The following is a 24686-nucleotide window of genomic DNA, read 5'->3' as shown; positions in this document are numbered from 1 at the left end:
GATGGATGCCGGCTATCCCATAGAAAGCTTTCGGGAGCCCGAGGATTTCTCCTCCTTCTGGAAAGAGCGCATGGCTGAAGCAGATGCCGTGCCTCTTTCCTGGGAGCTCGTGCCAGCTTCCGAGGTGACACCGGCTCCCTGCGCGGTGCCCTATGACCTCTGGTTCCGTGGCATGCGTGGCGCCCAGCTCTATGCAAAGGTCCTGGTGCCGACCGAGGCCTTTGCAGGGAGCGGCCCCCTTCCGCTGCTCATGCGCTTCCATGGGTATCCGGGACGCACCCGTTCCTGGCTCGAGAATGCCTCCTGGGCAGCAGAAGGCATGATTCTTGTCTCGATGGACAACCCTGGTCAGGGAGGACGCTCGGAAGATGTAGGGGGCTTTCCGGGCACGACGGTCGCAGGACATGTCGTGCTGGGGCTCGAAGGCGAGCCGAAGGACCTCTACTATGTGCGCCTGCAGCAGGACATCCGGATCCTCTTCCGGGTGCTTGCGGCAGAGCCTCGGCTTGCCCACGCCCAGACCTTCGTCTACGGCGATTCGCAGGGAGGGGGAGTGGGTCTTGCTGCGGCGGCCCTGAACCCTGAAGTGGCAGCGGCAGGCATCCTCTATCCCTTCCTCTCGGATTTCCGGAAAGTGATGGAGCTCGGTGCCGATGCTGTTGCCTATGAAGGCCTGCGCTACTGGGCCCGCTGGTTCGATGCGGACGGCGCCAAGGCAGAGGAGGCCTTCTCGAAGCTTGCCTATATCGATACGGCCTCGTTTGCTCCGTATGTGCAGTGTCCGGTGCTCTTCGGCACCGGGCTCGCAGATGAGATCTGCCCGCCTGCGACGCAGGATGCAGTCTACGAGCGCCTCCAGTGTCCGAAGCGGCGTCTCTTCTATCCTGCCTTCGGACATGAGGAGATACAGGCCTTCGACGATGTGCTCATCGCCTTCTTCGGGAAGGAGGGCCTCTGATGGCAGACGCCAGCTTCGAAGAGATCGCTTCCTTCTGGAAGGGACAGCTCTCAGGGGCTGTGCCTGAGCTCGTGTCGACAGAGCCAGAGCCTGCCTACTCGACTGCTTCCGGAAGGGCCCAGACAGTTTTCTGGAAGGCAGAGGACGGGCAGGTGCTCAAGGCACGCATGCTCGAGCCTGCACGCATCTCGCCGCTTGCCGTCGTCTGTGCCTTCCACGATGCAGGGCGTCCCGTGCGTGGCTGGCACCATCTGGGGCGCTGGCTCGCGCTCGGATGCGCCGTGCTCTCGCCGGAGCGCAGGTTCTGGTCCGAGGATGTCTGCGAAGGCTATGTGGCAGGAGCGCCAGCGAGCCTTGCTCTCATCCGCCAGGAGAAGGATGCGGCAGAGGCGATGCTGCTCGCACGCAGGCTCTTTCCGAGCGTGCCGCTGATTGTCTACGGCGAAGGATTGGGTGCCGGTCTGAGCGTTGCCGCAGCAGGAGCGCTTGAGGGCAGGGGAGCAGATCTCTTCTGCATCCTCAACCCTCTGCCCTGCGCCTTGAGGCGTGTCTGGGAGAAGGGGATGCCCGAAGGCATCGCCTCCGGCCTCACACGCTACTTCCGGGAGAAGGATCCTCTGGCAAAGACGTCAGACGATCTCTTCCGTACGCTCTCGTATGCCCAGGCAGAAGCATGCGCTCCTGCCATCGGGGCTCCGGTGCTCTTCGGGGCCTCGGGGCTCGATTCCGTCACCCCTCCTGAGGCGCAGGATGTCCTTGCCTCTGCGCTCTCAGGTCCTGTCACACGCAATGTCTATCCTAGATGGGCGCATGAGCGGGTGAATGCGTTCGAGGATGCCACATTCTCGTTCGTCTCCAGCTGGCTCATGTCCTGATAAGCAGTTCTGCAGCAATGCAAGAGAAAGGTCTCGCAATGTCTGAAAAGTTTGCTCTGCGCGGTGTCGTGCCTCCTGTCGTGACGCCCGATCTTCCTGACCATACGGTCGACGTGCCGTCCTATGAGCGCCTCATCAACCGCATGCTCGATGCCGGCGTCCATGGCCTCTTCTTCCTCGGCTCCACGGGCGAGGTCGCCTTCTCGTCTGACGAGCACCGCGAGCAGATTGTGCGCGAGGGCATCCGCATCGTCGACGGCCGCGTGCCGGTGCTTGTCGGCTGCATCGATACGGAGACTGACCGCGTGATCGAGCATGCGAAGCATGCTGAGGCGCTCGGCGCTGACGGCATCGTCGTCACGGCTCCGTTCTATGCCCTGGGCGGCCTCACGGAGATCGAGGACCACTTCCGCATCATCCACGACGAGGTCAAGCTTCCGATCTTCGCCTATGATATCCCGGTCTGCGTCCATGCGAAGATTCCCTGGAAGCTGGCGCTCAAGCTCGGCCGTGACGGCGTCATTGCCGGCGTCAAGGACTCCTCGGGCGACGACGTGAACTTCCGCTACCTTGTCCAGGAGAACGAGAAGGCAGGACATCCTTTGAGCCTCCTCACGGGACACGAGATCGTCGTCGACGGCGCTTATCTCTCCGGTGCCGACGGTTCGGTGCCGGGCCTTGCCAACGTGATTCCTGAGCCCTATGTGAAGCAGTGGGATGCCTACCAGGCAGGCGACTGGGAGCGTGTCCGCGAGATCCAGAACCAGATCAACGAGGTCTCGCATATCTTCGATGTCACGACCGGCGTCGTAGGCTATGCTGGCGGTGTCGGCGCCTTCAAGACGGCGCTGAACCTCATGGGCATCTTCGACCACGACACGATGCCGCGCCCGGTTCGTACGCTCAAGGGCGAGAATCGCGAGGCCATCAAGAAGGTGCTCGAGGAGAACGGGCTTCTGTAGGCTAGCTTTTTCGAAAGGATGCACCATGGGAGAAACCAGGCAGGTAGTCGCGCTCGATATCGGCGGCACGAAGATTGCATCGGCTCTCGTGACCTTCAAGGAGGGCGAGCGTCCTGAAGTATCGCTTTACGGGAAGGTGCCGACCGAGGCGAAGCGTGGCGGCAAGGTCGTGCTGCAGCATGCCATCGAGTCTGCCCGCCGTGTCATCGACGCAGCTGATGGCAGGGTCTTCGGCATTGGCGTCTCGTCCGGCGGCGTCATCGATCCTGCGACCGGCAATGTCACCTATGCAAACGATATGATGCCGGGCTGGGGCGGCACGCACCTCGGAGCCGAGCTCCATGCCATCTTCGGCATCCCCGTCAAGGTCATGAACGATGTCCATGCCCACGCCTTCGGCGAGGCATTCTGGGGCGCGGGCTTCGGCAAGACGAGTACGCTTGTCTGTGCGGTCGGCACCGGCATCGGCGGCGCCTATGTCGAGCGTGGCCACATCATGCTCGGCGCACACTCCGAGGCAGGACACATCGGACATGTCGCCTGCACGGATGCTGCAGGCATCCCCTGCTCCTGCGGAGCGACGGGACACCTCGAGCCCATCGCCGCAGGTCCTGGCATCATCGAGCGCTACCTCGAGCTCGGCGGACGCCGCACGCTCGACGACGGAACGCCGGTCGATGGTGCCTATATCTCGGAGGCGGCAGAGTCGGGAGACGAGGCTGCCATCGCTGCCGAGGAGCGCTCGGGACATGCTATCGGCGAGGTCCTGGCCTCGATGGTCAACATGTTCGATCCGGACTGCGTGATCCTCTCTGGCTCCGTCGCAAAGTCTGGCCCTGTCTGGCACAAGGCCATGCAGAAGGGCTGGTCCGAGACTGTCATGCCGCCGGTCTCGAAGACTCCTGTCGTCGACGGTGCGCTCGGAGACGATGCACCCTTGATCGGTGCTGCGCAGAACGTGCTCCAGTCTGCCTACGTCGAGATTGCCTAAGGAGGGCTCAAATGGAAATCGCGCCTTTGGTTCAGTCGCTCAAAGGCAAGCTCATTGTCTCGGTCCAGGCCTATCCTGGAGAGCCTCTTCGCCATCCCGAGACCATGGCACAGATGGCAGAGGCCTGCGAGCAGGGAGGATGCGCTGCCATCCGCTGCCAGGGACTCTCCGACATCGCTGCCATCAAGGGCAGGGTCGAGATCCCCGTCATCGGCCTCTGGAAGGAAGGACATGAGGGGGTCTACATCACGCCGACGCTGCGCCATGCCATTGCCTGCGTGAACGCGGGCGCCGACATCGTCGCACTCGATGCGACCGACCGTCCCCGCCCGGACGGAAGGACCTTCGCAGAGACGGTCCGCGACCTGCGTGCCCAGTGCGAGACCCTTGTCATGGCAGACTGCATGACCATCGAGGACATCAGGAATGCCGTCGAGGTCGGCTGCGACATCGTCTCGACGACGCTTTCGCACAACAAGCCGGCCATCCAGACGACGATGGATGAAGGACCGGATATCGCCCTGCTCCAGGAGGCGACCCATGAGTTCCCGGGCCTGCCCATCGTCTGCGAAGGCCATGTCCATACACCGGCCGATGCAAAGGCTGCAAAGGATGCAGGCGCCTGGGCCGTAGTCGTCGGCACTGGCATCACGCACCCGACGAGCCTCACGAAGTGGTTCCGTGTCGCGATGGAGGCCTGATTCCATCCGGCATATCTCCCCTTGGCAGCCCTGCAGCTCGTGTGAGTTGCGGGGCTGTCCCTATGCTGGGACAGGTATCCGCTAGACTGAAGGCAGGAAAAGCTATCGGAAAGGCGGCCTGAAGTGAAGAGAGACAAGGCGCTCGATGCGGCGCAGGCGGCAGATGCAGCCTTCGAGGAAGTCAGGAACCAGCCATTCCCGGATGATATATTCACGGCTCCCGAGCTCAGATGGGCTGTCGTCGGCTGCGGCGTGATTGCGCACCAGATGGCAGAGTCGTTTGCGCTGGCCGGAAGAAAGCTTGCTGGCGTCTGGAACAGGACCGAGAGCAAGGCCGAGGCCTTCGCCGAGAAGTACGGCGTCGAGAAGGTCTACCCCACGTTCGAGGAGCTCTGTGCAGACCCTGCCATCCAGGCAATCTATATCACGACGCCGCACAACACGCACATCCGCTATCTCAGAGGCGCCCTTGCTGCCGGCAAGCATGTGCTCTGCGAGAAGTCGATCACGCTCAACACGGAGGAGCTCGAAGAGGCCCGCGCGCTGGCCAAGGAGCACCAGGTCCAGCTCATGGATGCGACGACGATTCTCCATATGCCGCTCTATCGAGAGCTGCTTCAGCGTGCCCGTGCCGGCGAGTTCGGCCGCATGAATATCGCGCAAGTGGCCTTCGGCAGCTACAAGGAATACGGCGACCTCAAGAACCGCTTCTGGAACAGGAACCTTGCGGGCGGCGCGATGCTCGATATCGGCGTCTATGCGCTCACGATCATGCGCCTCTTCATGGAGAGCGCACCTCGAGAAGTCGTCTCGCTCGGAAATCTTGCAGAGACGGGCGTCGATGAGGCGGGAGGCATCGTCTGCAGGAACCAGGAGGGCCAGCTCGGCGTCATCTCGCTCACGCTCCACTCGAAGCAGCCGAAGCGTGCCGTGCTCTCGTTCGACCGCTGCTACATCGAGATCATGGACTATCCTCGCGCTGACAAGGCAGAGATCGTCTGGACCGAGGATGGCAGGCGCGAGGAGGTCGCAGCAGGTGTTGAAGGCTATGCCTTGGACTACGAGGCAGCAGACCTCGAGCGCGCCGTGGCAGGGGACGAAGAGGCTCAGAGCCTCATTGGCTATGCGTCCGATGTGATGAAGATCATGACGGAAACAAGAAGGGCATGGGGTGTCGTCTACCCTGAAGAGGAAAAGAAGGACTAGCCAGAAGGAAGGACAAGGGCATGGACAAGGCAGGGCAGCAGATGCGTGCGGCCGAAGCGGCAGCACGCGTGCCTGACATCGTGATCATCACGGGCATGAGCGGATCTGGGCGCACACAGGCCCTCCATGCCTTCGAGGATATGGGCTACTACTGCCTCGACAACCTGCCGCCGCGCCTCATCCTCCAGCTTGCCCAGCTTGTCGGCATCAACTCCGGCGTCGGAAGGCATCTTGCGGTCACGAGCGACCTTCGGAGCCAGGGTCTCTTCGAGGAGCTCTCGGATGCGCTGACGCAGCTTTCTGCCCATGAGCTCACGTACAAGGTGGTCTTTCTCGAAGCATCGGACGAGGTGCTGATCCGCCGCTACAAGGAGAACAGAAGAAGGCATCCTCTGGCCTTCGAGGGGGAGAGCCTCGAGCATGCTATCGAGCGCGAGCGCAAGCAGCTCGCGAAGGCGAAGGATGTGGCCGATCTTGTGATCGACACATCGCACATGAGGACATCGGTGCTGCGCTCGCAGCTCCAGCATGCGTTCTCCGACCTTTCCGACCAGCAGCTCATGGACGTCACGGTCTTCTCGTTCGGCTTCAAGTACGGGATGCCGGCAGAGGCAGACCTCATGATCGACGTGCGCTTCCTGCCGAACCCGTTTTACGACCCCGAGATGCGCCATCTCACGGGCCTTGACCCCAAGGTCAGGGACTACGTCCTCGACAATCCGAAGACGAAGGAGTTCCTGAAGGCATGGTGCCGCCTTCTGGATGTTGTGATGCCGGGATATGTGGCTGAAGGCAAGCCTCAGCTCTCGATCGCGGTCGGCTGCACGGGCGGCCAGCACCGCTCGGTCGCTCTTGCAGAGGCGACGGCGAACTACCTCAAGAGCATCGGCTACAAGGTGACGATCGCGCACCGTGACCTGCCGCGCGCAGATGTCGCCCAGAACAAGGGAATGTAGCCATGTCATTCACGGCTGAGGTCAAAGACGAGCTTTCGCGCCAGGAGGGCACGTGCGACATGTGCCCCTTTGCCGAGCTTGCAGCCTTGATCCGCGTCTCGGGGAGCCTCTCCTTCTCCGGGCAGGGGAGATATGCGATCCGCATCTCGACCGAGACCGGTGCCGTCGCTCGCACGGTCGTGAAGTACACGCACAAGCTCCTCGACCTCGATACGTCGCTTACGGTCCGTCACTCCGTGCTCCACAAGACGAGGAACTACCTGATCGAGATACCGGACCAGCCAGAGCTTGCAGACGATCTCGTGACCTTGGGCATCCTTGTGCCGGGGCAGGGGCTTGCGCAGGGCTTGCCCGACCATCTCCTGACGCGGCAGTGCTGCCGGAATGCATTCCTCAGAGGGGCATTCATGGCGGGAGGCTTCATTGCAGATCCGAGAGGCGACTTCCATCTCGAGATTGCCGTCACAGGAGAGGACCTTGCCCAAGGCATCGTCTCCCTCATGGAGACCGTCGGCGTGGCAGCGAGGCTCAACCGCCGCCGCGGCGCCTTTGCAATCTATCTCAAGAGCTTCGAGGACATCGTGCGCCTGCTCGAGGCCATGGGGGCTCAGCGCTCGGCCCATGCGGTCGAGGCCGTTCGGCGCATGAAATCGGTCAAGAATGATGTGAACCGCCGCGTGAATGCGGAGATCGCCAACTCGAACAGATCGTCCGATGCCGCTGTGCAGCAGCTTGCACTCATCGAAGAGGCAGAAGAGCTCATAGGACTTCGGCACCTGCCTCCGGCTATCCGCGAGTTCTGCCGTGTGCGGCGTGCCTACCCCGAGCTCCCGCTTTCGGCCTTAGGGCAGCAGTGCACGCCTCCGGCTTCGAAATCGGCCCTCTATCACAGGCTTCTGCGCCTCGAGGCGCTTGTAAAGGAAGCCCGCGGGGACGCGCCTGATGAGACGGATGAGAAGAGCCGCTTATAGCGGCTGAGCTGCCGCCCGCCGATTGCGGGGTAGATTTTTGGCTGCTTGATGCATTGCGTCTTCAAAGAATGGACACAATTCTTCTGACCTGCGGTTTTGTCTTGAGCGAGACGGAAAGGAGGTCTTGTATGTCTACGCATCCGTAGACATTTGAGTCGTCTCGAATCCGATTTTCGAACGGTCTCAAGATAATCCGAATAGAGTCAGACATTTAGCGGTAACATTCCAATTGGAAGAAGGTCAGTGGCGGAGAGAAGCTCCGGCACGACCTCGCGAAAGGAGAAAGCATGGCAGTTAAGGTTGCTATCAACGGCTTTGGTCGTATCGGTCGTCTGGCATTCCGCCAGATGTTCGGTCACGAGGGCTCTGAGATCGTCGCAATCAACGATCTGACCTCCCCGGAGATGCTTGCATACCTGCTGAAGTATGACTCCACGCAGGGCAACTACTCCCGCAACCATGAGGTGACCGCTGGCGAGGACTCCATCACGGTTGACGGCAAGACCATCAAGATCTACAAGGAGGCTGACGCCAACAACCTGCCTTGGGGCGAGCTCGGCGTCGACGTCGTCCTCGAGTGCACCGGCTTCTACACCTCCAAGGCAAAGGCTCAGGCTCACCTGAACGCTGGCGCCAAGAAGGTCGTCATCTCCGCTCCTGCAGGCAACGACCTCAAGACGATTGTCTACAACGTCAACCACGAGACGCTGACCGCTGACGACGATATCATCTCCGCCGCTTCCTGCACGACCAACTGCCTTGCTCCTATGGCAAAGGGCCTCAACGACTACGCTCCGATCGTCTCCGGCATCATGACGACGATCCACGCTTACACCGGCGACCAGATGATCCTCGACGGCCCGCAGCGCAAGGGCAACTTCCGTCGTTCCCGCGCTGGTGCAGAGAACATCGTCCCGAACACCACCGGTGCTGCAAAGGCAATCGGCCTTGTTCTTCCTGAGCTCAACGGCAAGCTCATCGGCGCTGCTCAGCGCGTTCCGACGCCGACCGGCTCCCTTACCAACCTCTATGCTGTCGTCAACAAGGAGGTCACGGTCGAGGGCGTCAACGCTGCAATGAAGGCTTACTCTGAGCAGATTCCGGAGACCTTCGGCTACAACGAGGACCAGATCGTGTCCCGCGATATCGTCGGCATGACCTACGGCTCCCTCTTCGACGCAACGCAGACCATGGTCAACCCGCTCGGCAACGGCCAGAGCCTCGTCCAGGTCACCTCTTGGTACGACAACGAGAACTCCTTCACGTCCCAGATGGTCCGCACCATCAAGTACTTCGAGAAGTTCGTCGCCTAAGTCGCGTTTCGCACAGAAGTTTGGAGGCGCGGTTGCAGCTTTCGGGCCGCGGCCGCGCCTCTTTTTTTAGGTACGTTTTCCATTAGGAGGAGTGAACATGGCTTTCACCAAGAAGACAGTTCGCGACGTCGACGTCGAGGGCAAGCGCGTCCTCATGCGCGTCGACTTCAATGTGCCCCTGAAGGACGGCGTTGTCACGGATGACACCCGCATCAAGGCCGCTATCCCGACGATCAAGTATCTGAAGGAGCACGGTGCCGGCATCGTGCTCATGAGCCATCTCGGCCGCCCCAAGGGCGATGGCCCCGAGCCCGAGCTCTCCCTCAAGCCTGCAGCCGAGAAGCTTGCTGAGCTTACTGGCTACGACGTGAAGTTCGTCGACGACACCTACGGCGAGAAGGCTGAGAAGGCCGTCTCCGAGGTCAAGCCGGGCGACATCCTCGTCCTCGAGAATGTCCGCTTCGACAAGCGCGAGAAGAAGAACGATCCGGAGATTGCAAAGAAGCTCGCTTCCTACGGCGATATCTTCGTGCTCGACGCCTTCGGCACGGCTCACCGTGCACAGGGCTCCGTCGTGGGCCCGGCTGCCTACATCCCGGCAGTCGCAGGCTTCCTGCTCGAGAAGGAGGTCGACACCCTGACCTCGATCTTCGCTGAGCCTGAGCGTCCGTTCGTCGCAATCGTCGGCGGCTCCAAGGTTTCCTCCAAGATCGGCGTCCTCGATCACCTGATCGACTCTGCTGACACCCTCATCATCGGTGGCGGCATGGCCTACACGTTCTTCCTGGCTCAGGGCCATTCCGTCGGCACCTCCCTCAAGGAAGAGGATTGGGTCGACCGCGCCAAGGAGATGCTCGAGAAGGCAGAGAAGAAGGGCGTCAAGGTCCTGCTTCCTGTCGACAACGTCGTTGCCGATCACTTCGGCGAGGATGCAAAGGGCGAGGTTGTCGAATCCGACAACATCCCCGACGACCGCATGGGCATGGACATCGGCCCGAAGACCGAGAAGCTCTTCGCCGATGCCATCAAGGGCGCCAAGACGGTGTTCTGGAATGGCCCGATGGGCGTCTTCGAGTTCGACCAGTTCGCACATGGCACCGAGGCAGTCGCCCGTGCCGTTGCTGAGGTCAAGGCACTTGGCGGCACGTCCATCATCGGCGGCGGCGACTCCGTTGCTGCTATCAACAAGTTCAACCTGGCCGACAAGATGAGCTGGATCTCCACGGGCGGCGGCGCCTCTATGGAGCTCGTCGAGGGCAAGGCTCTTCCGGGAGTGGAGGCTCTTCTCGATGCGTAACAGGATGATTGCGGGCAACTGGAAGATGAACAAGACCTATACGGAGGGCGTCGAGCTCGCCGAGGGTCTCGCTTCCGAGCTCAAGGATGGCACGGGCTCTGTCGACGTCGTCGTCTGCCCGCCGGCAGTCGATCTCAAGGGTGTCTCTGAGGTCATCGAGCAGAAGAAGGCACCGTTTGCACTCGGCGCACAGAACGTCTACTGGGAGGAGTCCGGCGCCTACACCGGAGAGACCGCTCCCGATATGCTGACGAACGTCGGCGCGACGTACTGCATCATCGGCCATTCCGAGCGCCGTGGCTACTTCCACGAGACCGATGAGGAGATCAACAAGAAGGCCAAGGCCCTGATGGCCCACGGCATCGTCCCCATCAGCTGCTGCGGCGAGCCGCTTGAGGTCCGCGAGGCCGGCAAGCACGTCGAGTTCGTCGTCGACCAGATCAAGAAGGACACCGAGGGTCTCGAGATCACCGATCCTTCGAAGTACGTTGTCGCGTACGAGCCGATCTGGGCGATCGGCACCGGAAAGACCGCTACGGCTGACGACGCCCAAGAAGTCTGCGGCGCTATCCGCAAGACCCTCGCCGAGATCTTCGGCCAGGAGACGGCAGACGGCATCCGCGTCCTCTACGGCGGTTCTGCAAAGCCGAACAACGTGGCTGGCTTCCTCGAGAAGGAGGATGTCGACGGCGCACTTGTCGGCGGCGCATCGCTCAAGGCCGACTCCTTCGCCGCTATGGTGAAGGCTGCGATGTAGCATCTGCTGCATGTAGCATTTCTGGCGCTCCCTTGCCTTCCAGTGGTGGGGGAGCGCTTCTGTGTTACACTTATCAATCGTTGAATATTGATGTGCTGCATGGCGGCACGTGGGAAAGGCGATATCCGTGAGCGTCCTCAACATCATCCTCGTGGTGCTTCTGTTCCTGTCTGGCATTGCGACCTGCATCCTCATCCTCATGCATTCCGGCAAGGGAACGGGTGTCTCCGAGCTCATCGCTTCTTCCATGTACAATGCCTCTGCCGGTTCCGGCATCTGGGAGAAGAACCTCGACAGGCTCACGGTCATCACGTCTCTTGTCTTCATTGCCTGCGTGCTGATCATGGCACTGACGTTCCCGCTCGGCACGATCTAAGCTCTCATAGCAAGCCCTTCCTCATGCCTGGCACTTCGGTGCCGGGCATTTTTTTGCTCCGGCATGTACGGATGCTTCGGCAACTGCATCAGAATTTATGCGCCGTCCATGGACAATTGCATGAAACATGCAAGAAATGTGCTGCACCGTGATACAGTGTAAGCTTGCATGATGCTGGAACGTGACTATGCGTCCGGCAGAGGCACATCTTGTAGGCTTGCCATACCGTAGCCTGTCTCAGGACAGGTGGCTAAGGAGAAGGTCCATGGCACGATTCATCTGGTACATCACCAAGAGGATCCTCAGCTACATCGTGATGATCTTTGTCGCGACTTCGCTGACGTATTTCCTCGCCTGCGCGTTCATGAGTCCGCGCTCGAACTTCGAGTCGAAGACGCCGCGTCCTCCGCAGGACTCCATCGAGGCGTCGCTCGACCGCACGAACCTGAACGACAAGACGCCGGTGCTCGAGCGCTATCAGCGCTGGCTCGGCGGCATCCTCACCCAGTGGGATTGGGGCATGTCTCCTGACGGCGATTCCGTCAACTCCCAGATTGCAGGCAGAATCAGTGCTTCGGTCGAGCTCATGACGCTCGCGACGGTGCTCTCCATCGCTATCGGCGTCTCGCTCGGCGTCTACACGGCACAGCGGCAATACCTGTGGCAGGATAGATTCTGGAGCGGGCTTGCCTCCGTCTTCATGGTCATACCTACGGTCGTTCTGGCCATTCTTGTCGTCTTCTTCGCAATCGAGATCAACCAGCAGACGGGAGCCCGCGTCTTCTATGTCACGGGTCTTTCGAGCTATGCCGGCGACAACATGTTCCTGGCATTCATCGATTTCCTGCAGCACATTCTTCTGCCGACGATCGTCCTCACGATCATCTCGGCGGTCGGCTACCACCTGAGCCAGCGTACGTACCTCTTGGATGAGATGCACGCCGACTATGTGCGCACGGCACGTGCCAAGGGCCTCACGAAGAAGCAGGCCATCAGGAAGCATGCCCTGCGCGCTTCTCTGATCCCGACCTCCGTCCAGGTCGCTTTCTCCATTGCCTCCATCTTCACCGGCGCCGTCATGACGGAAAAGATCTTCGCCATCCATGGCCTAGGTGAATACTTCATCAACTGCATCAACAACAACAATATCAATGGCGCGGTTGCCGTTGCCGCCTTCTCGGGTGCCTGCACCCTCGTGGGCGCTCTGATGGCAGACCTCTTTGCGGCTGCCCTCGATCCGCGCATCAAGATGAGCTAAGGAGATGGCAATGGAAGAGCAGAACAACACTCCTCAGGAAGAGGGCAGGCTCACCAATGCCCAGCTCGAACTCCAGGCAGATTCCCAGGGTCCGACCGAGGTCAAGCGCATCACGTATTCGCGCCTGATCGCAAGGCGCTTCTTCCGCCAGCGCTCGGCTGTGATTGGCCTCATCATCCTCATCATCATGATCCTGATTGCCATCTTCGGCCCCTTCATCTGTGCCTTCGACTACACGGAGCCTGACTTCACGGCCTTGAACGTCGCGCCGAATGCACGCCATTGGTTCGGCACGGATGGCGGTGGCTTCGATCTCTTCGCCTGCGTCGTGCATGGCCTTGGCCGCTCCCTTGTCATCGGCATCACCTATTCGCTTCTGACGACGGTCATCGCTGCTACGGTCGGTACCGCTATCGCCTATATGCGCGGCTGGGGCGAGAAGGTTGGCATGTGGCTTCTCGACATGCTCCTTGTCATCCCGTCTTTCCTTCTTGTTGCAATGATCGTGCGTGCCTCTTCCGGCACGCAGGGCTGGATCATGCTCATCGTCGGCCTCACGGCCTTCGGCTGGATCGGCTATGCACGTACGCTCAGAACCATGGCACTGTCCCTGCGCGAGCGTGACTATGTCCGTGCTGCGAAATACATGGGTGTGCCGTCCTTCAAGATCATCGTGCGCCACCTGATCCCGAACCTCGGCTCCATCCTCATCATCGACACCGTCCTCGGCGTCATCTCCGGCATCAACTCCGAGACGGCCTACTCGTTCCTCGGCCTCGGCATCAAGGCTCCGGATACCTCTCTGGGCTACCTTCTCTCCCAGGGCTCCTCTGCCATGCTGTCGGCTCCCTGGATCGTCCTGATTCCGTCGGCCGTGCTGATTGTCCTGTGCGTGAGCATGCAGCTCATTGGCGATGGCCTCCGCGATGCCTTCGACCCCTACTCCCGCGCCGCTGGCTCTGTCGGCGACCAGGAAGACGAGAAGAAGGACGAGCAGGAGAACGCCGACGCCGAAGCCCAGACCATCGAGCTGCACTAGAGCAGGAGCTGTCTTATGACTGATAACAAGAACCAGGTCAAGGACGAGGTCCTTGCCTATGAGATGCTCGAGAGCAAGGGCCCGAAGGGTGCGCCCACAGGAGACCCGGTGCTCTCGGTCAGAGACCTGCGCGTGTCGTTCGCGACCGAGGCAGGCCGTGTCGACGCCGTCCGCGGCGTGAACTTCGATCTCTGGGGCGGTCGCACACTCGGCATCGTCGGCGAGTCCGGCTCCGGCAAGTCTGTCACGGCACTTTCACTGATCGGCCTTCTCGACGACAATGCGCATGTCGAGGGCTCGGTCAAGCTCAAGGGAGAGGAGCTGCTCGGCAAGACCGACGAGGAGATGTCGAAGCTCCGTGGCTCCAGGATCTCCATGGTGTTCCAGGACCCTCTGAGCGCTCTCACGCCGATGTTCTCCATCGGTGACCAGCTCGCAGAGGCCCTTCTCATCCACAACCCGAAGATGAGCAAGGAGGACGTGCACAAGCGCTGCGTCGAGCTCCTCACGCTTGTCGGCATCACCGATCCTGAGGACCGTCTCGATGCGTATCCGCACGAGTTCTCCGGTGGCATGCGCCAGCGTGTCGTCATTGCTATCGCAATCGCGAACAACCCCGAGATCATCATCGCCGACGAGCCGACGACGGCTCTCGATGTGACGATTCAGGCACAGATCCTGGATGTCCTCAAGGTCGCACAGAAGGAGACGGGCGCCGCTGTCGTTATCATCACCCACGACCTCGGCGTCGTTGCCGGCATTGCCGACGACATCATGGTCATGTATGCAGGCGCTGCTGTCGAGCGCGCCTCGGTCGATACGCTCTTCGCGAGCCCGGCACAGCCGTATACGATGGGCCTTCTCGGTGCCGTGCCGCAGCCTCATGTGGCCGCAGAGCACAGGCTTGTCCCGATCAAGGGCAATCCGCCTTCGCTTGCTGCCATCCCTTCCGGCTGCCCGTTCTCTCCGAGGTGCCCGATGGCACAGGAGAAGTGCCACAGAATAGAGCCGAAGCTCGAGCCGTTTGCGGCAGAGGAGGGACACCTCGTCTCCTGCCATAGGCTTGCTGAGATTCGCGACAAGCACATGACCTACCAGGATGTGTACCCGGAGCTCGAGCCGCTGCCTGCCAAGTGGGCAGACGTGCCGCGCGACCAGAGGCCGATCGTGCTTGAGGTCAAGGACCTCGTGAAGACCTTCCCGATCCAGAGCAAAGGTCTCATCCGCAGGAACAAGGGAACCATGACGGCAGTGGACCATGTGTCGTTCAAGATCCATGAGGGCGAGACCATGGCGCTCGTCGGAGAGTCCGGCTCCGGCAAGTCGACGACGCTGACGCAGATCATGGAGCTCATGAAGCCCGAGGGCGGCTCGATCACGGTTCTCGGCAAGAACATTGCCGACATCAAGAACAACCGCGAGAGGCGCGAGCTCAGGAAGAACCTCCAGGTCATCTTCCAGGACCCGATGAGCTCCCTCGACCCGAGGATGCCGATCTACGACGTCCTGGCAGAGCCGCTCAAGGCCCAGCACTGGGATGATGCGAAGATCAACAAGCGCATCGGCGAGCTCATGTACCTTGTCGGCATCAATCCCGACTACGTCGACCGTTTCCCATCCCAGTTCTCGGGCGGCCAGCGCCAGCGTATCGCAATCGCCCGCGCTCTTGCCACGAATCCGAAGATCCTGCTCCTCGACGAGCCGATTGCCTCGCTCGACGTCTCGATTCAGGCCGGCATCATCAACCTGCTCGAGGACCTGCAGGCAGAGCTCAAGATCTCCTATCTCTTCGTTGCCCATGACCTCGCGGTCATCCGCCACATCTCCGATACGGTCGCTGTCATGCACCTCGGCAAGATCGTGGAATACGGCGAGACCGAGGATGTCTATACGCATCCGAAAGATCCCTATACGCAGGCGCTGCTCTCCGCCATCCCCATCCCGGACCCGCAGATCGAGCGCACGCGTAAGCGTCTTGTCTATCAGGACGGCAAGCTCGTTCCGGCAGAGTCCCTGCTTCCGACGAAGCTCTAGATCATCCGGAAATGTCCTTACAGAGGCGGCCTTCCCATCGGGCAGGCCGCCTCTTTCTCTATCTGCATGTATGCATGCAATATGCAGTTAATAGGTTGATATATGCAAAATGCCAGAGAAGAGTCCAAACGGACCGATTTCTGAAGACTGAAATGAGCCTTGGAGAAATATATGCAGAAAATGAAAGAGCAGGATGAAATGTATGAAGAGAAATTAAGCGAATACGGGTCTGTAAAATCAGCGCTCATAATCTGCAATGTTTCGGAAATAAAAATTCGTTGGCTATAGAGCATGGATACAGTATCCTAAGAAAAGTTGGGATTCATCAAAGACTGCTCAGTAATGCAGTCTTCCAGCGAACAGGGGAGAAACATGCTTTACGACAACGTATCCCGCCGCTCATTCCTGAAGCTTTCGGGCGCCACAGCTGCTGTGGCAGGCCTCGGCCTTGCCGCTTGCGGCAATTCTGGCAGCACGGGCTCCACGAAGGATGGCACCACGGCCACCGACACCGGCACCGAGCCCCAGAACGGCTCTCCGGCCACCACGTCGCCCGACCAGCTGCCGCTTCCTGAGAAGGGCCAGGTCTACACCAACCCGAAGGACCGCTCCGAGATGAAGCAGGGCGGCACTGTCGTCATCCCCGCAGGCGAGGTCGGACCGAACTGGAACTACTACTCCACCGAAGGCAACACGGTCGAGATGCATACGTACTGGATGTACTACATGCCTGACATCGTGCTTGCCGATGCAACGCTCACGAAGTTCACGCCCGACCCGAACTTCATCACGAACATCTCGTCGTCCACGGATTCCGGCAAGCTCGTCGTGACTGTCGACTTCAACGAGAAGGCGCAGTTCAACGATGGCACGCCGATCGACTACCGTGCCCTTGCTGCTGTCTGGACTGTCATGAACGGCAAGTCCGACAAGTATATGCCGGCTGCCACCGATGGCTACGACAAGGTCGAGTCCGTCGAGCGCGGCAGCTCCGACAAGCAGGCTGTAATCACGTTCTCCGAGCCGGTCTATCCGTACGAGCCGATCGTCTCCCAGATCCTGCATCCTGACGGAACGGATCCGGAGAAGTATCTGTCCTGGAACAACAACCCGCATGCCGAGTGGGGCTATGGCCCGTTCACGGTCGATTCCGTCGACGAGACGCAGGTCACGTTCGTACCGAACCCCAACTGGTGGGGCGAGGCGCCGATGCTCGACTCCGTCCAGTACAAGCAGATGGACTCCCAGGCGCTCTTCAACGCCTTCAAGAACGGCGAGGTGGACTGCACGGGCACTGCCGCTTCTGGCTCTGCCGAGATGCTCTCGAACTTCACGTCGATGGACGACGCCACGGTGCGTCGCGCCGACTCCCTCTCTGTCGCCTGCATCGAGATCAACACGGCACGCGGTGTCCTTTCCGACATCGCCGTCCGCAAGGCCTTCTGCCAGTCGTGCGATCCGTCCACGATCCGTGCGGTCGTGTGGCAGGGCGTGAACTGGGATGAGGAGACGCCGGGATCCCTTCTCGTTCCGAGCTGGGCTGATGGCTATGAGAACAACATGCCGGACGATGTCTACTCGCTCAAGTCCGACGAGCGCACGTCTGCGGCAAAGAAGACCCTCGAGGATGCCGGCTACACGATGGGCGACGACGGCTTCTATGCCAAGGACGGCACGAAGGTCTCCTTCTCCTTCACGACATTCGGCGACTCCAATACTGTCAAGAACCGTGCTGCCGCCATCCAGACGATGGCAAAGAACGCCGGCATCGACGTCGAGATCGACGCGAAGCCCGCTTCCGAGTTCTCGACGACGCTGACGAGCGGCAACTGGGATATCTGCCTGTTCGGCTGGTCTTCCTCCACGACCTATGTCTGGAATGCCCCGCAGATCTATGGCTCGACGTCCTCTTCGAACTTCACGCAGTACGGCACGGCAGAGCTCGACGCAGAGCTTGCGAAGGTCATCACCATCGAGGATCCGACGGAGCAGAAGAAGGCTCTGAACGAGGCAGAGAAGAAGGCACTCCAGTCCTACGCCTTCCTGCCGCTGTTCTCTGGCCCGGATGTGATCGTCACGAAGGCGACGCTTGCGAACTTCGGTCCCGCGCTCTTCGAGACGTTCCAGGCAAAGAACCTCGGCTGGGAAGCATAAGGGCTGAGACCTTCTAGCTGAATAGACAGGCTTTTTGCAGGGGCGAAGGTGATGGCGGGCGGCAGCCTGCCGCCCTTCGCCCTTAAATTTTGACACCATTTACACGAAGGAAACATATTTTCCAGCTTTTGGGCTATGGTAGATGCACCTGTTAGCCATCTATCAAAGGGGAGAATATGTCTAGCAGTCTTTCACGTCGCTCCTTCCTGGAGCTCACTGGCTCGGCTGCAGCCGTTGCAGCAGGGCTCGGCCTTGCTGGCTGTGGCAATAGCAGCAGCTCGTCCAGCTCTTCGGAATCTTCTGCGTCTTCCGATGTCGAGCCTCAGGCAGGCTCGCCGGCAACAACGCCGCTCGATCAGCTGCCGCTTCCGGAGGAAGGCAAGACCTACAACAATCCGAAGGACTACGATGATGTCCAGGACGGCGGAGAGCTCGTGCTTCCTGCCGCAGAGGTCGGCCCGAACTGGAACTATCTGTCGGTCGAGGGCAATACGGTCGAGATGCACAACTACTGGCTGCTCTATATGCCTGAGACTGTGCACTCCGATGCGACGCTCTCCAAGTTCACGCCCGATCCCGACTTCATCTCGAACCTGTCTTCGTCCACGGACTCCGGCAAGCTCGTCGTGACCGTCGATATCGCCGACAAGGCACAGTTCAACGATGGCACGCCGATCGACTACCGTGCGCTGCAGTCCGTCTGGACCCTGATGAATGGCAAGAACGACTCCTATACGCCGTCTGCGACCGATGGCTACGACAAGATCGAGTCTGTCGAGCAGGGCACGTCTGCCAAGCAGGCCGTGATCACGTTCTCCGAACCGGTCTATCCGTATGAGCCAATCGTCTCCCAGTTCATGCATCCCGATGCAACGAATGTCGACACCTACACGAATGGCTGGAACGTGAACCCGCACCCCGAATGGGGCTATGGCCCGTTCACGATCGACTCTGTCGACGATACGTCTGTCGTCTTCGTGCCGAATCCGAATTGGTGGGGCGATAAGCCCAAGCTCGACAAGATCACGTACAAGCAGATGGAGGCACAGGCTCTCTACAACGCCTTCAAGAACGGCGAGGTCGACGCCACGGGCGAGCCTCAGTCCGGCTCCTCCGAGATGCTGTCGAACTTCTCGTCCATGGATGATGCGACGATCCGCCGCTCGAACTCCTTGGCCGTCTACAACATCGAGATCAACACGACCCGTCCGGTCGTCTCCGAGGTCGCTGTCCGCAAGGCACTCTACCAGTGCATCGATCCGGCAACGGTCAGAAGCGTCATCTGGCAGGGCGTGAACTGGTCCGAGGAGACGCCGGGATCGCTGCTTGTTCCGAACTGGGCCGATGGCTATGAGGACAACCGCCCGGACGATGTGAAGAGCCTGAACTCTGCAGACGAGCGCACGGCAGCCGCGAAGAAGACGCTCGAGGATGCTGGCTATGCGATGGGCGATGACGGCTACTACGCGAAGGACGGTGCAAAGGTCACGTTCGGCTTCACGATCTTCGGCGACTCCAACACGACGAAGAACCGTGCTGCAGCCATCCAGAAGATGGCAAAGGATGCCGGCATGGACATCGAGATCGAACCGAAGCCTTCCTCCGAGTTCTCGACGACGCTTACTAGCGGCGACTGGGATATCGTGCTGTTCGGCTGGCAGTCCTCGAACACCTACATGTGGAATGCCCCGCAGATCTACGGCTCCACGTCCGCTTCGAACTTCACGCACGCCGGCTCCGCCGAGCTCGACGCCGAGCTTGCCAAGATCGTCACGGTCGAGGATCCTGCAGAACAGAGCAAGGCCATGAACGAGGCCGAGAAGAAGGCGCAGGAGTCCTATGCCTTCATCCCCATCTACTCCGGCCCCGATGTAGTCGTTACGAAGAAGAACCTTGCCAACTATGGTCCGTCGCTGTTCGAGTCGCTCAAGCCGGTCGCGATCGGCTGGGAGAAGGAGTAGCGGCATCTTCTGCTGCAGGAACAAATTTTAAAATTGTCCTTGCAGTTGGGAATGAGTGCGTGCTAATATAGCTACCGCACTAACCCATGTCGGAGTGGCGGAATTGGCAGACGCGCTAGCTTGAGGTGCTAGTAACTGACTAAAAGGTTGTGCGGGTTCAAGTCCCGCCTCCGACACCAGAACTTGCAGAGGGAGCCCTTCGGGGCTCCCTTTTTTCATAAGGCAGGAACCACAAGCTGCGTGTGCATCGTGGCCTCTCGGGTATAGTGGGGGAAGGCAGAAGAGAGGAGCGCCATGGCAGAGAAGAAGGTTTCCTTGGACGGGCTGGGGGCAGCCACGATTCCGCAGACCTTGGGCTCTGTCCTGGAGCTTACGACCGATGCGGTCATCGCCTTCGATGGCATGGGCCGGATCATCATGGCAAACGAGCAGGCACGCCAGCTCTTCGGGGCGAAGGAGACGATGCTCTTCGGACACCAGATCCAGGAGCTCTTCCCGAAGCCCTATGGCGCAACCGAGCGCCCCGCCATCTCCGCGCTTGCCAAGGCCGGAGAGAACAGCATCTTCTGGCAGCTGCCATTTCCTTCCGACGGCTCCTCGGTGCTTGTGAGCCTGCCGCGCGAGGGCGATATGCCGCTCGAGCTCCGCGTCAGGTGCGAAAAGACGTCTGCAGCATCCGATACCTACGTGCTCTGTGCCCATGACGCGGACGAGAGCGTCGCTCAGAGCCGCGAACAGGAGCGGATGGTAAAAGACCTTACCCGTGCTAACAGAAGGCTCTCAGGGACGCTCAGAATCGTTCTGGACACCCTCGACAACGACGATATGAGCCAGCTCTTCTCAAGGACGCTCGAAGAGATCGCAGAGACGATGGAAGCGACGGGTACGCTCGTCTATCTCGCAGAGCCGGATGGCTTCCATCTGAGGGGCCATACCGCTTCGCTTGCAGACTCGGCGCTGCCTCCCTTCCTCTCCTACAGAAACGGCATGTCCCGGGTGCTCCTGCGCTCAGAACATGCGCTGCGCCTCCGTGTCCTGGCACCGACGACATCCGATCTCAGGGCCGGACGCACGTCCCGCCGTGAGGTCATAGATGAGGAGACGCACGAGACGCACAAGCTGCCGGCAAAGCTCGTGCCGCCGTTTGCCAGCTTCATCGCCGTGCCGGTCTGGTTCGGTGGCCATGTCATCGCCGTCATCGAGGTCGGCTGGGAGAGGCTCCATCCGACGACGAAGGAGGACGGACGCCTCCTCGACGCAGTCGCAAGCTACCTCTCTGTCCAGCTCATGGGTGCCTTCACGCAGATGCGCACCGAGCATGCGGCACGCCTCGAAGCTCTCCATTCAGACCTTAGGGAGAAGCTCTATGCAGCGGGGGAGCCCTCGCCTGAAGACGGGCTTTCCTTCTTCAGCCAGATGGCAGAAGGCATCGGCTGCATCTTCTGCCGGGTCGAGGAGAACGACTATGGCCCGACAGCGGTCGCGTATCTGCCGAACAATGGCATGCGCGCCCTTCCGATGGAGGTAGAGGATATCGTCGGCTCGAAGCTCGGAAACGAGGTTGCGCTTGCACGGATCGATGCGGGCTCTCGGCTCTCCGACTGGCTTTTCAGCCTCGGCGAGTGCTCGATCGGTGCCTTCGTCGATGCCGGCAAGGTCATGGACCAGAAGGTCGCCTTCATGGTGCTGCGCCCGCAGGATGCAGAGCCGCTCGATACCGACGAGCTCTCGTTCATCCACAAGTGCACAGACGACTTCTGCGAGCTCATGGCAGGCACAGCCCGCCGCATGCAGGACAAGAGGATCTCGCAGGCCCTGCAGCTCGGCATGAGAAACGAGCTTCAGGAGGTAGAAGGCCTCACGGCCTCTGGCATCTATTCGTCTGCCACGGCCGATGCCTTCGTCGGCGGCGACTTCTACGACCTCATCCGTCTGCCCCAGCGCCGCGCTGCTGTCATCATGGGCGATGTCTCGGGCAAGGGCGTCGAGGCAGCCTCGGTCTCAGCCGCTGTGAAGACGGCCCTCGGCGCCTACGCCTGGGAAGGGCTCGCACCAGCTCGCATGGTGAGGAGCCTGAATGACTTCCTCCTCGGCTTCTCACGCATCGAGACGTTCGCGACGCTCTTCATAGGGCTCATCGATATCGAGAGCGGCAAGATCTCCTACTGCAGCGCAGGGCATCCGCCTGCAATCCTCTACCGCGCAAAGAGAGGCGAGCTTGAGACGCTCGATGTGCAGTCGGGTGTCGTCGGCGCCTTCGAGGACATGACCTATATCGACGGAGAGACCACAGCAGATCCTGGTGACTTCCTTCTGCTCTATACGGATGGCACGACCGAGGCCAGGAACCCTGTGGGAGCCTTCTTCGGCGAGGACGGGCTCAAGGATGCGATCATGCAGCAGATTCCCAAGGGCTTCGATGGGATTCTGGACCGGCTTCTGGCGACCCTTGATGCCTTCACGGCCAGAAACCTCGACGACGATGTCGCAATGGTCGCCGTGCGCTACGACGGGCTCAGGACGCAGGATGAGCCTGAAGCTGCGCCATCTGCAGAATAGCCAGCGCAATCTGCCACCCTCCGTGTATGAATTCCCGTGTTCGGGAATAGAAAAGGCATGGAGCATACCTCTGACATAGTCGTTCTGCCTGTGGAATCCGATCTGACCGTGCTGACAGCACCGCGTCTTCGGCATGACCTCGACGCCCTCATCGACGGGGGATGCAAGCGCATCATCCTGAACATGGGAAAGGCGACCTATATCGATTCTGCGGGCATGGCAACGATACTGCTCGAGATCCGGAAGATGCGTGCCGCCGGAGGCCTCCTTTCCCTCATCAACGTCTCGAAGCCTGCCTACCGGTCGCTGAGACGCGTGCGTGTCGTCGATTTCGCGCCCGTGATTCCGGCTGACACGACGCGGCAGGTGCCTGAGCTCGACCCACGTGTCGAGCCGCTCTGGCGACGGGTCCTCTGCTCCGATGCGGACCACATGCATGAGACAAGGCAGCGGGTCGAGCATCTTCTCGAGAATACGATGCTTACGGCCGATGAGGCGTTCGATATGACGCTTGCATGCGGCGAGGCGCTCGGCAATGCGTTCGACCACACCGATTCGCGCTATACGCTCGTGACCGTGAGCTGCTATCCCGACCGAGTGACGCTCGATATCACCGATACCGGCAAGGGCTACCAGCTGAAGGCGGGGGAGGAGCCGAAGACGACATCTGGCTCCACGCTCGAGCGCGGACGTGGCATCAAGCTCATGCGGCTTCTCGCAGATGAGGTCACGATCTCTCTCAAGTCGTCGGGCAAGGGCACGCAGGTGAGGCTCGTGAAGATGCTCGATCAGGCACCGGAGAGCGCACAGCAGTAGCTCCGGTACAAGATTCAGACATATGAGCAATCTCGGCATGAAAAAAGGGGACCGCAGAAGCGGTCCCCGAACTCTTCTGGAGGCGAGACCCGGATTCGAACCGGGGGTAAGGGCTTTGCAGGCCCGCGCCTTACCACTTGGCCATCTCGCCGTTATGAAAAAGGCCGACATACGAGGATTCGCAGGACGGCCGGATGATCAATGGAGCGGGCTACGGGATTCGAACCCGCGGCCTCCACCTTGGCAAGGTGGCGCGCTACCAACTGCGCTAAGCCCGCGTGCGGGTTAAGAATATACGCGAATATCGCCGGAAGCGCAAGAAGAAATCTCCAATGTGTGGGGAAAGCGTGGATACGGGGGGCTCAAGAAACTCCGGGATGTGTCGCCGGACAGGCGTATAACGGAAGCTGAAGAGGGGGGCAGGGAGCTGAAGGCTCGAGGAGATGGTTTCCCATGAAGTTTGGCATGAGGCGTCCCTCATGGAAGAAGTCGCTTGCCGCGAGGACGACGGGAAAGTACAAGCGCCGCATGAAGCGGGCACTAGACCCCTTCTACGGGAAGCGCGGCATGGGGTTCGTGCACGATCCGAAGCGTGCTGTCAGAGGCGCCATCTATCGGCGCACGACCTTTTCCCTCCTTGACCTCATGAAGCCGAAGAGAAGAAGGCGCTAGAAAGAAAGCTCCGGCGAGAAGCTCTTTCTTCTCGCCGGAGCAGATGCACGTGCTAGCGGTCCCTGGATCCTTCTACATCGAAGGAAGACGTCTCGCCGGGATGCGCGGCAGCATGCGCGCTTTCGGCTTCTGCTTCCTCGTTCTTGAAGCCGCCCTGGATATCAAAGACAAAGCGATTCGTGCCGCTCCTGCCGCCCTTGTCGAAGATGGCGGTCTTGCCGTCATCGGTCAAGCGGTAGTTGTAGGCGGTGCGGAAGAATCGTGCCGTGGAGCCGTTGCCTTCATGATCGAAGGTGAGGGGATAGTAGAAGACAGCGCCCTGCCTTCCGGGGAACTTGTGGTCAGACTCCCAGACTTCGAGGACACCGGTCGTGCCGGCAAGGTTTCTTGCCACGACGCCTGAATCCTCTTCTGCCTCTCTGAGGACGGCGATGCGGGCCTGGCCGATCTTGTGCGGCATGCGCATACCTCCTTCATATTCTTGAGCCAACTCGAGCATTGTGGCACAAGCAGCCGACAGAAACCTTGAGAGAGGGGCTGAGCGGGAGGAATGATAACGAAGGAACACCAATTCATCAGAAGAGCTGCAAAAAAGGGGACCGCAGATGCGGTCCCCGAACTTTTCTGGAGGCGAGACCCGGATTCGAACCGGGGGTAAGGGCTTTGCAGGCCCGCGCCTTACCACTTGGCCATCTCGCCGTTATGAAAAAGGCCGACATACGAGGATTCGCAGGACGGCCGGATGATCAATGGAGCGGGCTACGGGATTCGAACCCGCGGCCTCCACCTTGGCAAGGTGGCGCGCTACCAACTGCGCTAAGCCCGCGTGC

21 protein-coding genes and 5 tRNA genes are annotated in these 24686 nt (G+C 60.5%); 21 read left to right on the top strand and 5 right to left on the bottom strand.

The annotated features are described in order from the left end of the window. Nucleotide 1: 1 nt before the first annotated feature. The 20 genes from VXJ24_RS01790 to VXJ24_RS01695 all read left to right on the top strand — a co-directional run bounded on the left by VXJ24_RS01790 (nt 2) and on the right by VXJ24_RS01695 (nt 23184). Nucleotides 2-958, top strand: coding sequence for an acetylxylan esterase (locus VXJ24_RS01790; RefSeq protein ID WP_330971202.1), 957 nt, complete (start codon nt 2-4; stop codon nt 956-958). Further along, entirely contained in the window at nt 958-1833 is an 876-nt protein-coding gene (locus tag VXJ24_RS01785; protein ID WP_330971201.1) for an acetylxylan esterase, read from the top strand. Before VXJ24_RS01790 ends, VXJ24_RS01785 begins: the two co-directional genes overlap by 1 nt. A 38-nt stretch (nt 1834-1871) precedes the next feature. Further along, a complete protein-coding gene (locus tag VXJ24_RS01780; RefSeq protein WP_330971200.1) occupies nt 1872-2795 on the top strand; it encodes a dihydrodipicolinate synthase family protein in 924 nt (307 codons plus the stop codon). A gap of 25 nt (nt 2796-2820) precedes the next feature. After that, nucleotides 2821-3786, top strand: a complete 966-nt coding sequence (locus VXJ24_RS01775; protein ID WP_330971199.1) for an ROK family protein — start codon at nt 2821-2823, stop codon at nt 3784-3786. A gap of 11 nt (nt 3787-3797) precedes the next feature. Beyond that, nucleotides 3798-4487, top strand: a complete 690-nt coding sequence (locus VXJ24_RS01770; protein WP_330971198.1) for an N-acetylmannosamine-6-phosphate 2-epimerase — start codon at nt 3798-3800, stop codon at nt 4485-4487. Between the two features lie 123 nt (nt 4488-4610). Then, entirely contained in the window at nt 4611-5693 is a 1083-nt protein-coding gene (locus VXJ24_RS01765; RefSeq protein WP_330971197.1) for a Gfo/Idh/MocA family protein, read from the top strand. A gap of 20 nt (nt 5694-5713) precedes the next feature. Next, nucleotides 5714-6649: an RNase adapter RapZ gene (gene rapZ / locus VXJ24_RS01760; protein WP_330971196.1), complete on the top strand. Its 936-nt coding sequence runs from the start codon at nt 5714-5716 to the stop codon at nt 6647-6649. 2 nt (nt 6650-6651) lie between these two features. Beyond that, the gene (gene whiA, locus VXJ24_RS01755) at nt 6652-7620 is read left to right on the top strand and encodes a DNA-binding protein WhiA (protein WP_330971195.1); all 969 of its coding nucleotides are present in this window, start codon (nt 6652-6654) and stop codon (nt 7618-7620) included. A gap of 287 nt (nt 7621-7907) precedes the next feature. Then, on the top strand, nt 7908-8933 hold the full coding sequence (gene gap, locus VXJ24_RS01750; RefSeq protein WP_330971194.1) for a type I glyceraldehyde-3-phosphate dehydrogenase: 1026 nt from the start codon (nt 7908-7910) through the stop codon (nt 8931-8933). 97 nt (nt 8934-9030) lie between these two features. Continuing rightward, entirely contained in the window at nt 9031-10230 is a 1200-nt protein-coding gene (locus VXJ24_RS01745; protein ID WP_330971193.1) for a phosphoglycerate kinase, read from the top strand. After that, nucleotides 10223-10987 (top strand): triose-phosphate isomerase, encoded by a 765-nt coding sequence (tpiA, locus tag VXJ24_RS01740; protein ID WP_330971192.1) that lies wholly within the window; start codon nt 10223-10225, stop codon nt 10985-10987. Before VXJ24_RS01745 ends, tpiA begins: the two co-directional genes overlap by 8 nt. Before the next feature lie 127 nt (nt 10988-11114). Next, complete coding sequence (gene secG / locus VXJ24_RS01735; RefSeq protein WP_330971191.1) at nt 11115-11363, top strand: preprotein translocase subunit SecG; 249 nt, start codon at nt 11115-11117, stop codon at nt 11361-11363. Between the two features lie 265 nt (nt 11364-11628). Next, entirely contained in the window at nt 11629-12621 is a 993-nt protein-coding gene (locus VXJ24_RS01730; protein ID WP_330971190.1) for an ABC transporter permease, read from the top strand. A 10-nt stretch (nt 12622-12631) separates the two neighbouring features. Continuing rightward, nucleotides 12632-13660, top strand: coding sequence for an ABC transporter permease (locus VXJ24_RS01725; RefSeq protein ID WP_330971189.1), 1029 nt, complete (start codon nt 12632-12634; stop codon nt 13658-13660). Nucleotides 13661-13675: 15 nt separating this feature from the next. After that, nucleotides 13676-15694 carry an ABC transporter ATP-binding protein gene (locus VXJ24_RS01720; RefSeq protein ID WP_330971188.1) on the top strand — a complete coding sequence of 673 codons (2019 nt, stop codon included), beginning with the start codon at nt 13676-13678 and terminating at the stop codon, nt 15692-15694. Between the two features lie 372 nt (nt 15695-16066). Beyond that, nucleotides 16067-17848, top strand: a complete 1782-nt coding sequence (locus tag VXJ24_RS01715) for an ABC transporter family substrate-binding protein (protein WP_330971187.1) — start codon at nt 16067-16069, stop codon at nt 17846-17848. A gap of 176 nt (nt 17849-18024) precedes the next feature. Beyond that, nucleotides 18025-19809, top strand: a complete 1785-nt coding sequence (locus VXJ24_RS01710) for an ABC transporter family substrate-binding protein (protein ID WP_330971186.1) — start codon at nt 18025-18027, stop codon at nt 19807-19809. Between the two features lie 88 nt (nt 19810-19897). Then, nucleotides 19898-19988, top strand: a tRNA-Leu gene (locus VXJ24_RS01705). Nucleotides 19989-20103: 115 nt separating this feature from the next. Further along, a complete protein-coding gene (locus tag VXJ24_RS01700; protein ID WP_330971185.1) occupies nt 20104-22368 on the top strand; it encodes a SpoIIE family protein phosphatase in 2265 nt (754 codons plus the stop codon). A gap of 57 nt (nt 22369-22425) precedes the next feature. Next, on the top strand, nt 22426-23184 hold the full coding sequence (locus VXJ24_RS01695; protein ID WP_330971184.1) for an ATP-binding protein: 759 nt from the start codon (nt 22426-22428) through the stop codon (nt 23182-23184). Nucleotides 23185-23261: 77 nt separating this feature from the next. Here VXJ24_RS01695 and VXJ24_RS01690 read toward each other — a convergent pair. Together VXJ24_RS01690 and VXJ24_RS01685 are read right to left on the bottom strand one after the other, a co-directional pair. Beyond that, nucleotides 23262-23335: transfer RNA gene (locus tag VXJ24_RS01690), tRNA-Cys, on the bottom strand. 51 nt (nt 23336-23386) lie between these two features. Beyond that, nucleotides 23387-23462: transfer RNA gene (locus VXJ24_RS01685), tRNA-Gly, on the bottom strand. Nucleotides 23463-23637: 175 nt separating this feature from the next. On the opposite strand from VXJ24_RS01685, the gene VXJ24_RS01680 reads away from it, so the two are divergent. Beyond that, complete coding sequence (locus tag VXJ24_RS01680; protein ID WP_330971183.1) at nt 23638-23856, top strand: hypothetical protein; 219 nt, start codon at nt 23638-23640, stop codon at nt 23854-23856. Nucleotides 23857-23908: 52 nt separating this feature from the next. Here the strand turns inward: VXJ24_RS01680 and VXJ24_RS01675 are convergent, their stop codons facing one another. The 3 genes from VXJ24_RS01675 to VXJ24_RS01665 all read right to left on the bottom strand — a co-directional run bounded on the left by VXJ24_RS01675 (nt 23909) and on the right by VXJ24_RS01665 (nt 24682). Then, a complete protein-coding gene (locus tag VXJ24_RS01675) occupies nt 23909-24316 on the bottom strand; it encodes a hypothetical protein (protein WP_330971182.1) in 408 nt (135 codons plus the stop codon). 165 nt (nt 24317-24481) lie between these two features. Then, nucleotides 24482-24555 (bottom strand) — tRNA-Cys (locus tag VXJ24_RS01670). A gap of 51 nt (nt 24556-24606) precedes the next feature. Beyond that, nucleotides 24607-24682, bottom strand: a tRNA-Gly gene (locus VXJ24_RS01665). Nucleotides 24683-24686: the final 4 nt, after the last annotated feature.

It is taken from the genome of Olsenella kribbiana, from assembly GCF_036408795.1.
Lineage (GTDB): Bacteria > Actinomycetota > Coriobacteriia > Coriobacteriales > Atopobiaceae > Olsenella_L > Olsenella_L kribbiana.
This window is presented reverse-complemented; position numbering and strand designations above follow the sequence as displayed.

Coding starts and splice junctions, on each gene's coding strand:
- VXJ24_RS01790 (WP_330971202.1), top strand. CDS start 2: ATGGATGCCGGCTATCCCATAGAAAGCTTTCGGGAGCCCGAGGATTTC.
- VXJ24_RS01785 (WP_330971201.1), top strand. CDS start 958: ATGGCAGACGCCAGCTTCGAAGAGATCGCTTCCTTCTGGAAGGGACAG.
- VXJ24_RS01780 (WP_330971200.1), top strand. CDS start 1,872: ATGTCTGAAAAGTTTGCTCTGCGCGGTGTCGTGCCTCCTGTCGTGACG.
- VXJ24_RS01775 (WP_330971199.1), top strand. CDS start 2,821: ATGGGAGAAACCAGGCAGGTAGTCGCGCTCGATATCGGCGGCACGAAG.
- VXJ24_RS01770 (WP_330971198.1), top strand. CDS start 3,798: ATGGAAATCGCGCCTTTGGTTCAGTCGCTCAAAGGCAAGCTCATTGTC.
- rapZ (WP_330971196.1), top strand. CDS start 5,714: ATGGACAAGGCAGGGCAGCAGATGCGTGCGGCCGAAGCGGCAGCACGC.
- whiA (WP_330971195.1), top strand. CDS start 6,652: ATGTCATTCACGGCTGAGGTCAAAGACGAGCTTTCGCGCCAGGAGGGC.
- gap (WP_330971194.1), top strand. CDS start 7,908: ATGGCAGTTAAGGTTGCTATCAACGGCTTTGGTCGTATCGGTCGTCTG.
- VXJ24_RS01745 (WP_330971193.1), top strand. CDS start 9,031: ATGGCTTTCACCAAGAAGACAGTTCGCGACGTCGACGTCGAGGGCAAG.
- tpiA (WP_330971192.1), top strand. CDS start 10,223: ATGCGTAACAGGATGATTGCGGGCAACTGGAAGATGAACAAGACCTAT.
- VXJ24_RS01730 (WP_330971190.1), top strand. CDS start 11,629: ATGGCACGATTCATCTGGTACATCACCAAGAGGATCCTCAGCTACATC.
- VXJ24_RS01725 (WP_330971189.1), top strand. CDS start 12,632: ATGGAAGAGCAGAACAACACTCCTCAGGAAGAGGGCAGGCTCACCAAT.
- VXJ24_RS01720 (WP_330971188.1), top strand. CDS start 13,676: ATGACTGATAACAAGAACCAGGTCAAGGACGAGGTCCTTGCCTATGAG.
- VXJ24_RS01715 (WP_330971187.1), top strand. CDS start 16,067: ATGCTTTACGACAACGTATCCCGCCGCTCATTCCTGAAGCTTTCGGGC.
- VXJ24_RS01710 (WP_330971186.1), top strand. CDS start 18,025: ATGTCTAGCAGTCTTTCACGTCGCTCCTTCCTGGAGCTCACTGGCTCG.
- VXJ24_RS01700 (WP_330971185.1), top strand. CDS start 20,104: ATGGCAGAGAAGAAGGTTTCCTTGGACGGGCTGGGGGCAGCCACGATT.
- VXJ24_RS01695 (WP_330971184.1), top strand. CDS start 22,426: ATGGAGCATACCTCTGACATAGTCGTTCTGCCTGTGGAATCCGATCTG.
- VXJ24_RS01680 (WP_330971183.1), top strand. CDS start 23,638: ATGAAGTTTGGCATGAGGCGTCCCTCATGGAAGAAGTCGCTTGCCGCG.
- VXJ24_RS01675 (WP_330971182.1), bottom strand. CDS start 24,316: ATGCCGCACAAGATCGGCCAGGCCCGCATCGCCGTCCTCAGAGAGGCA.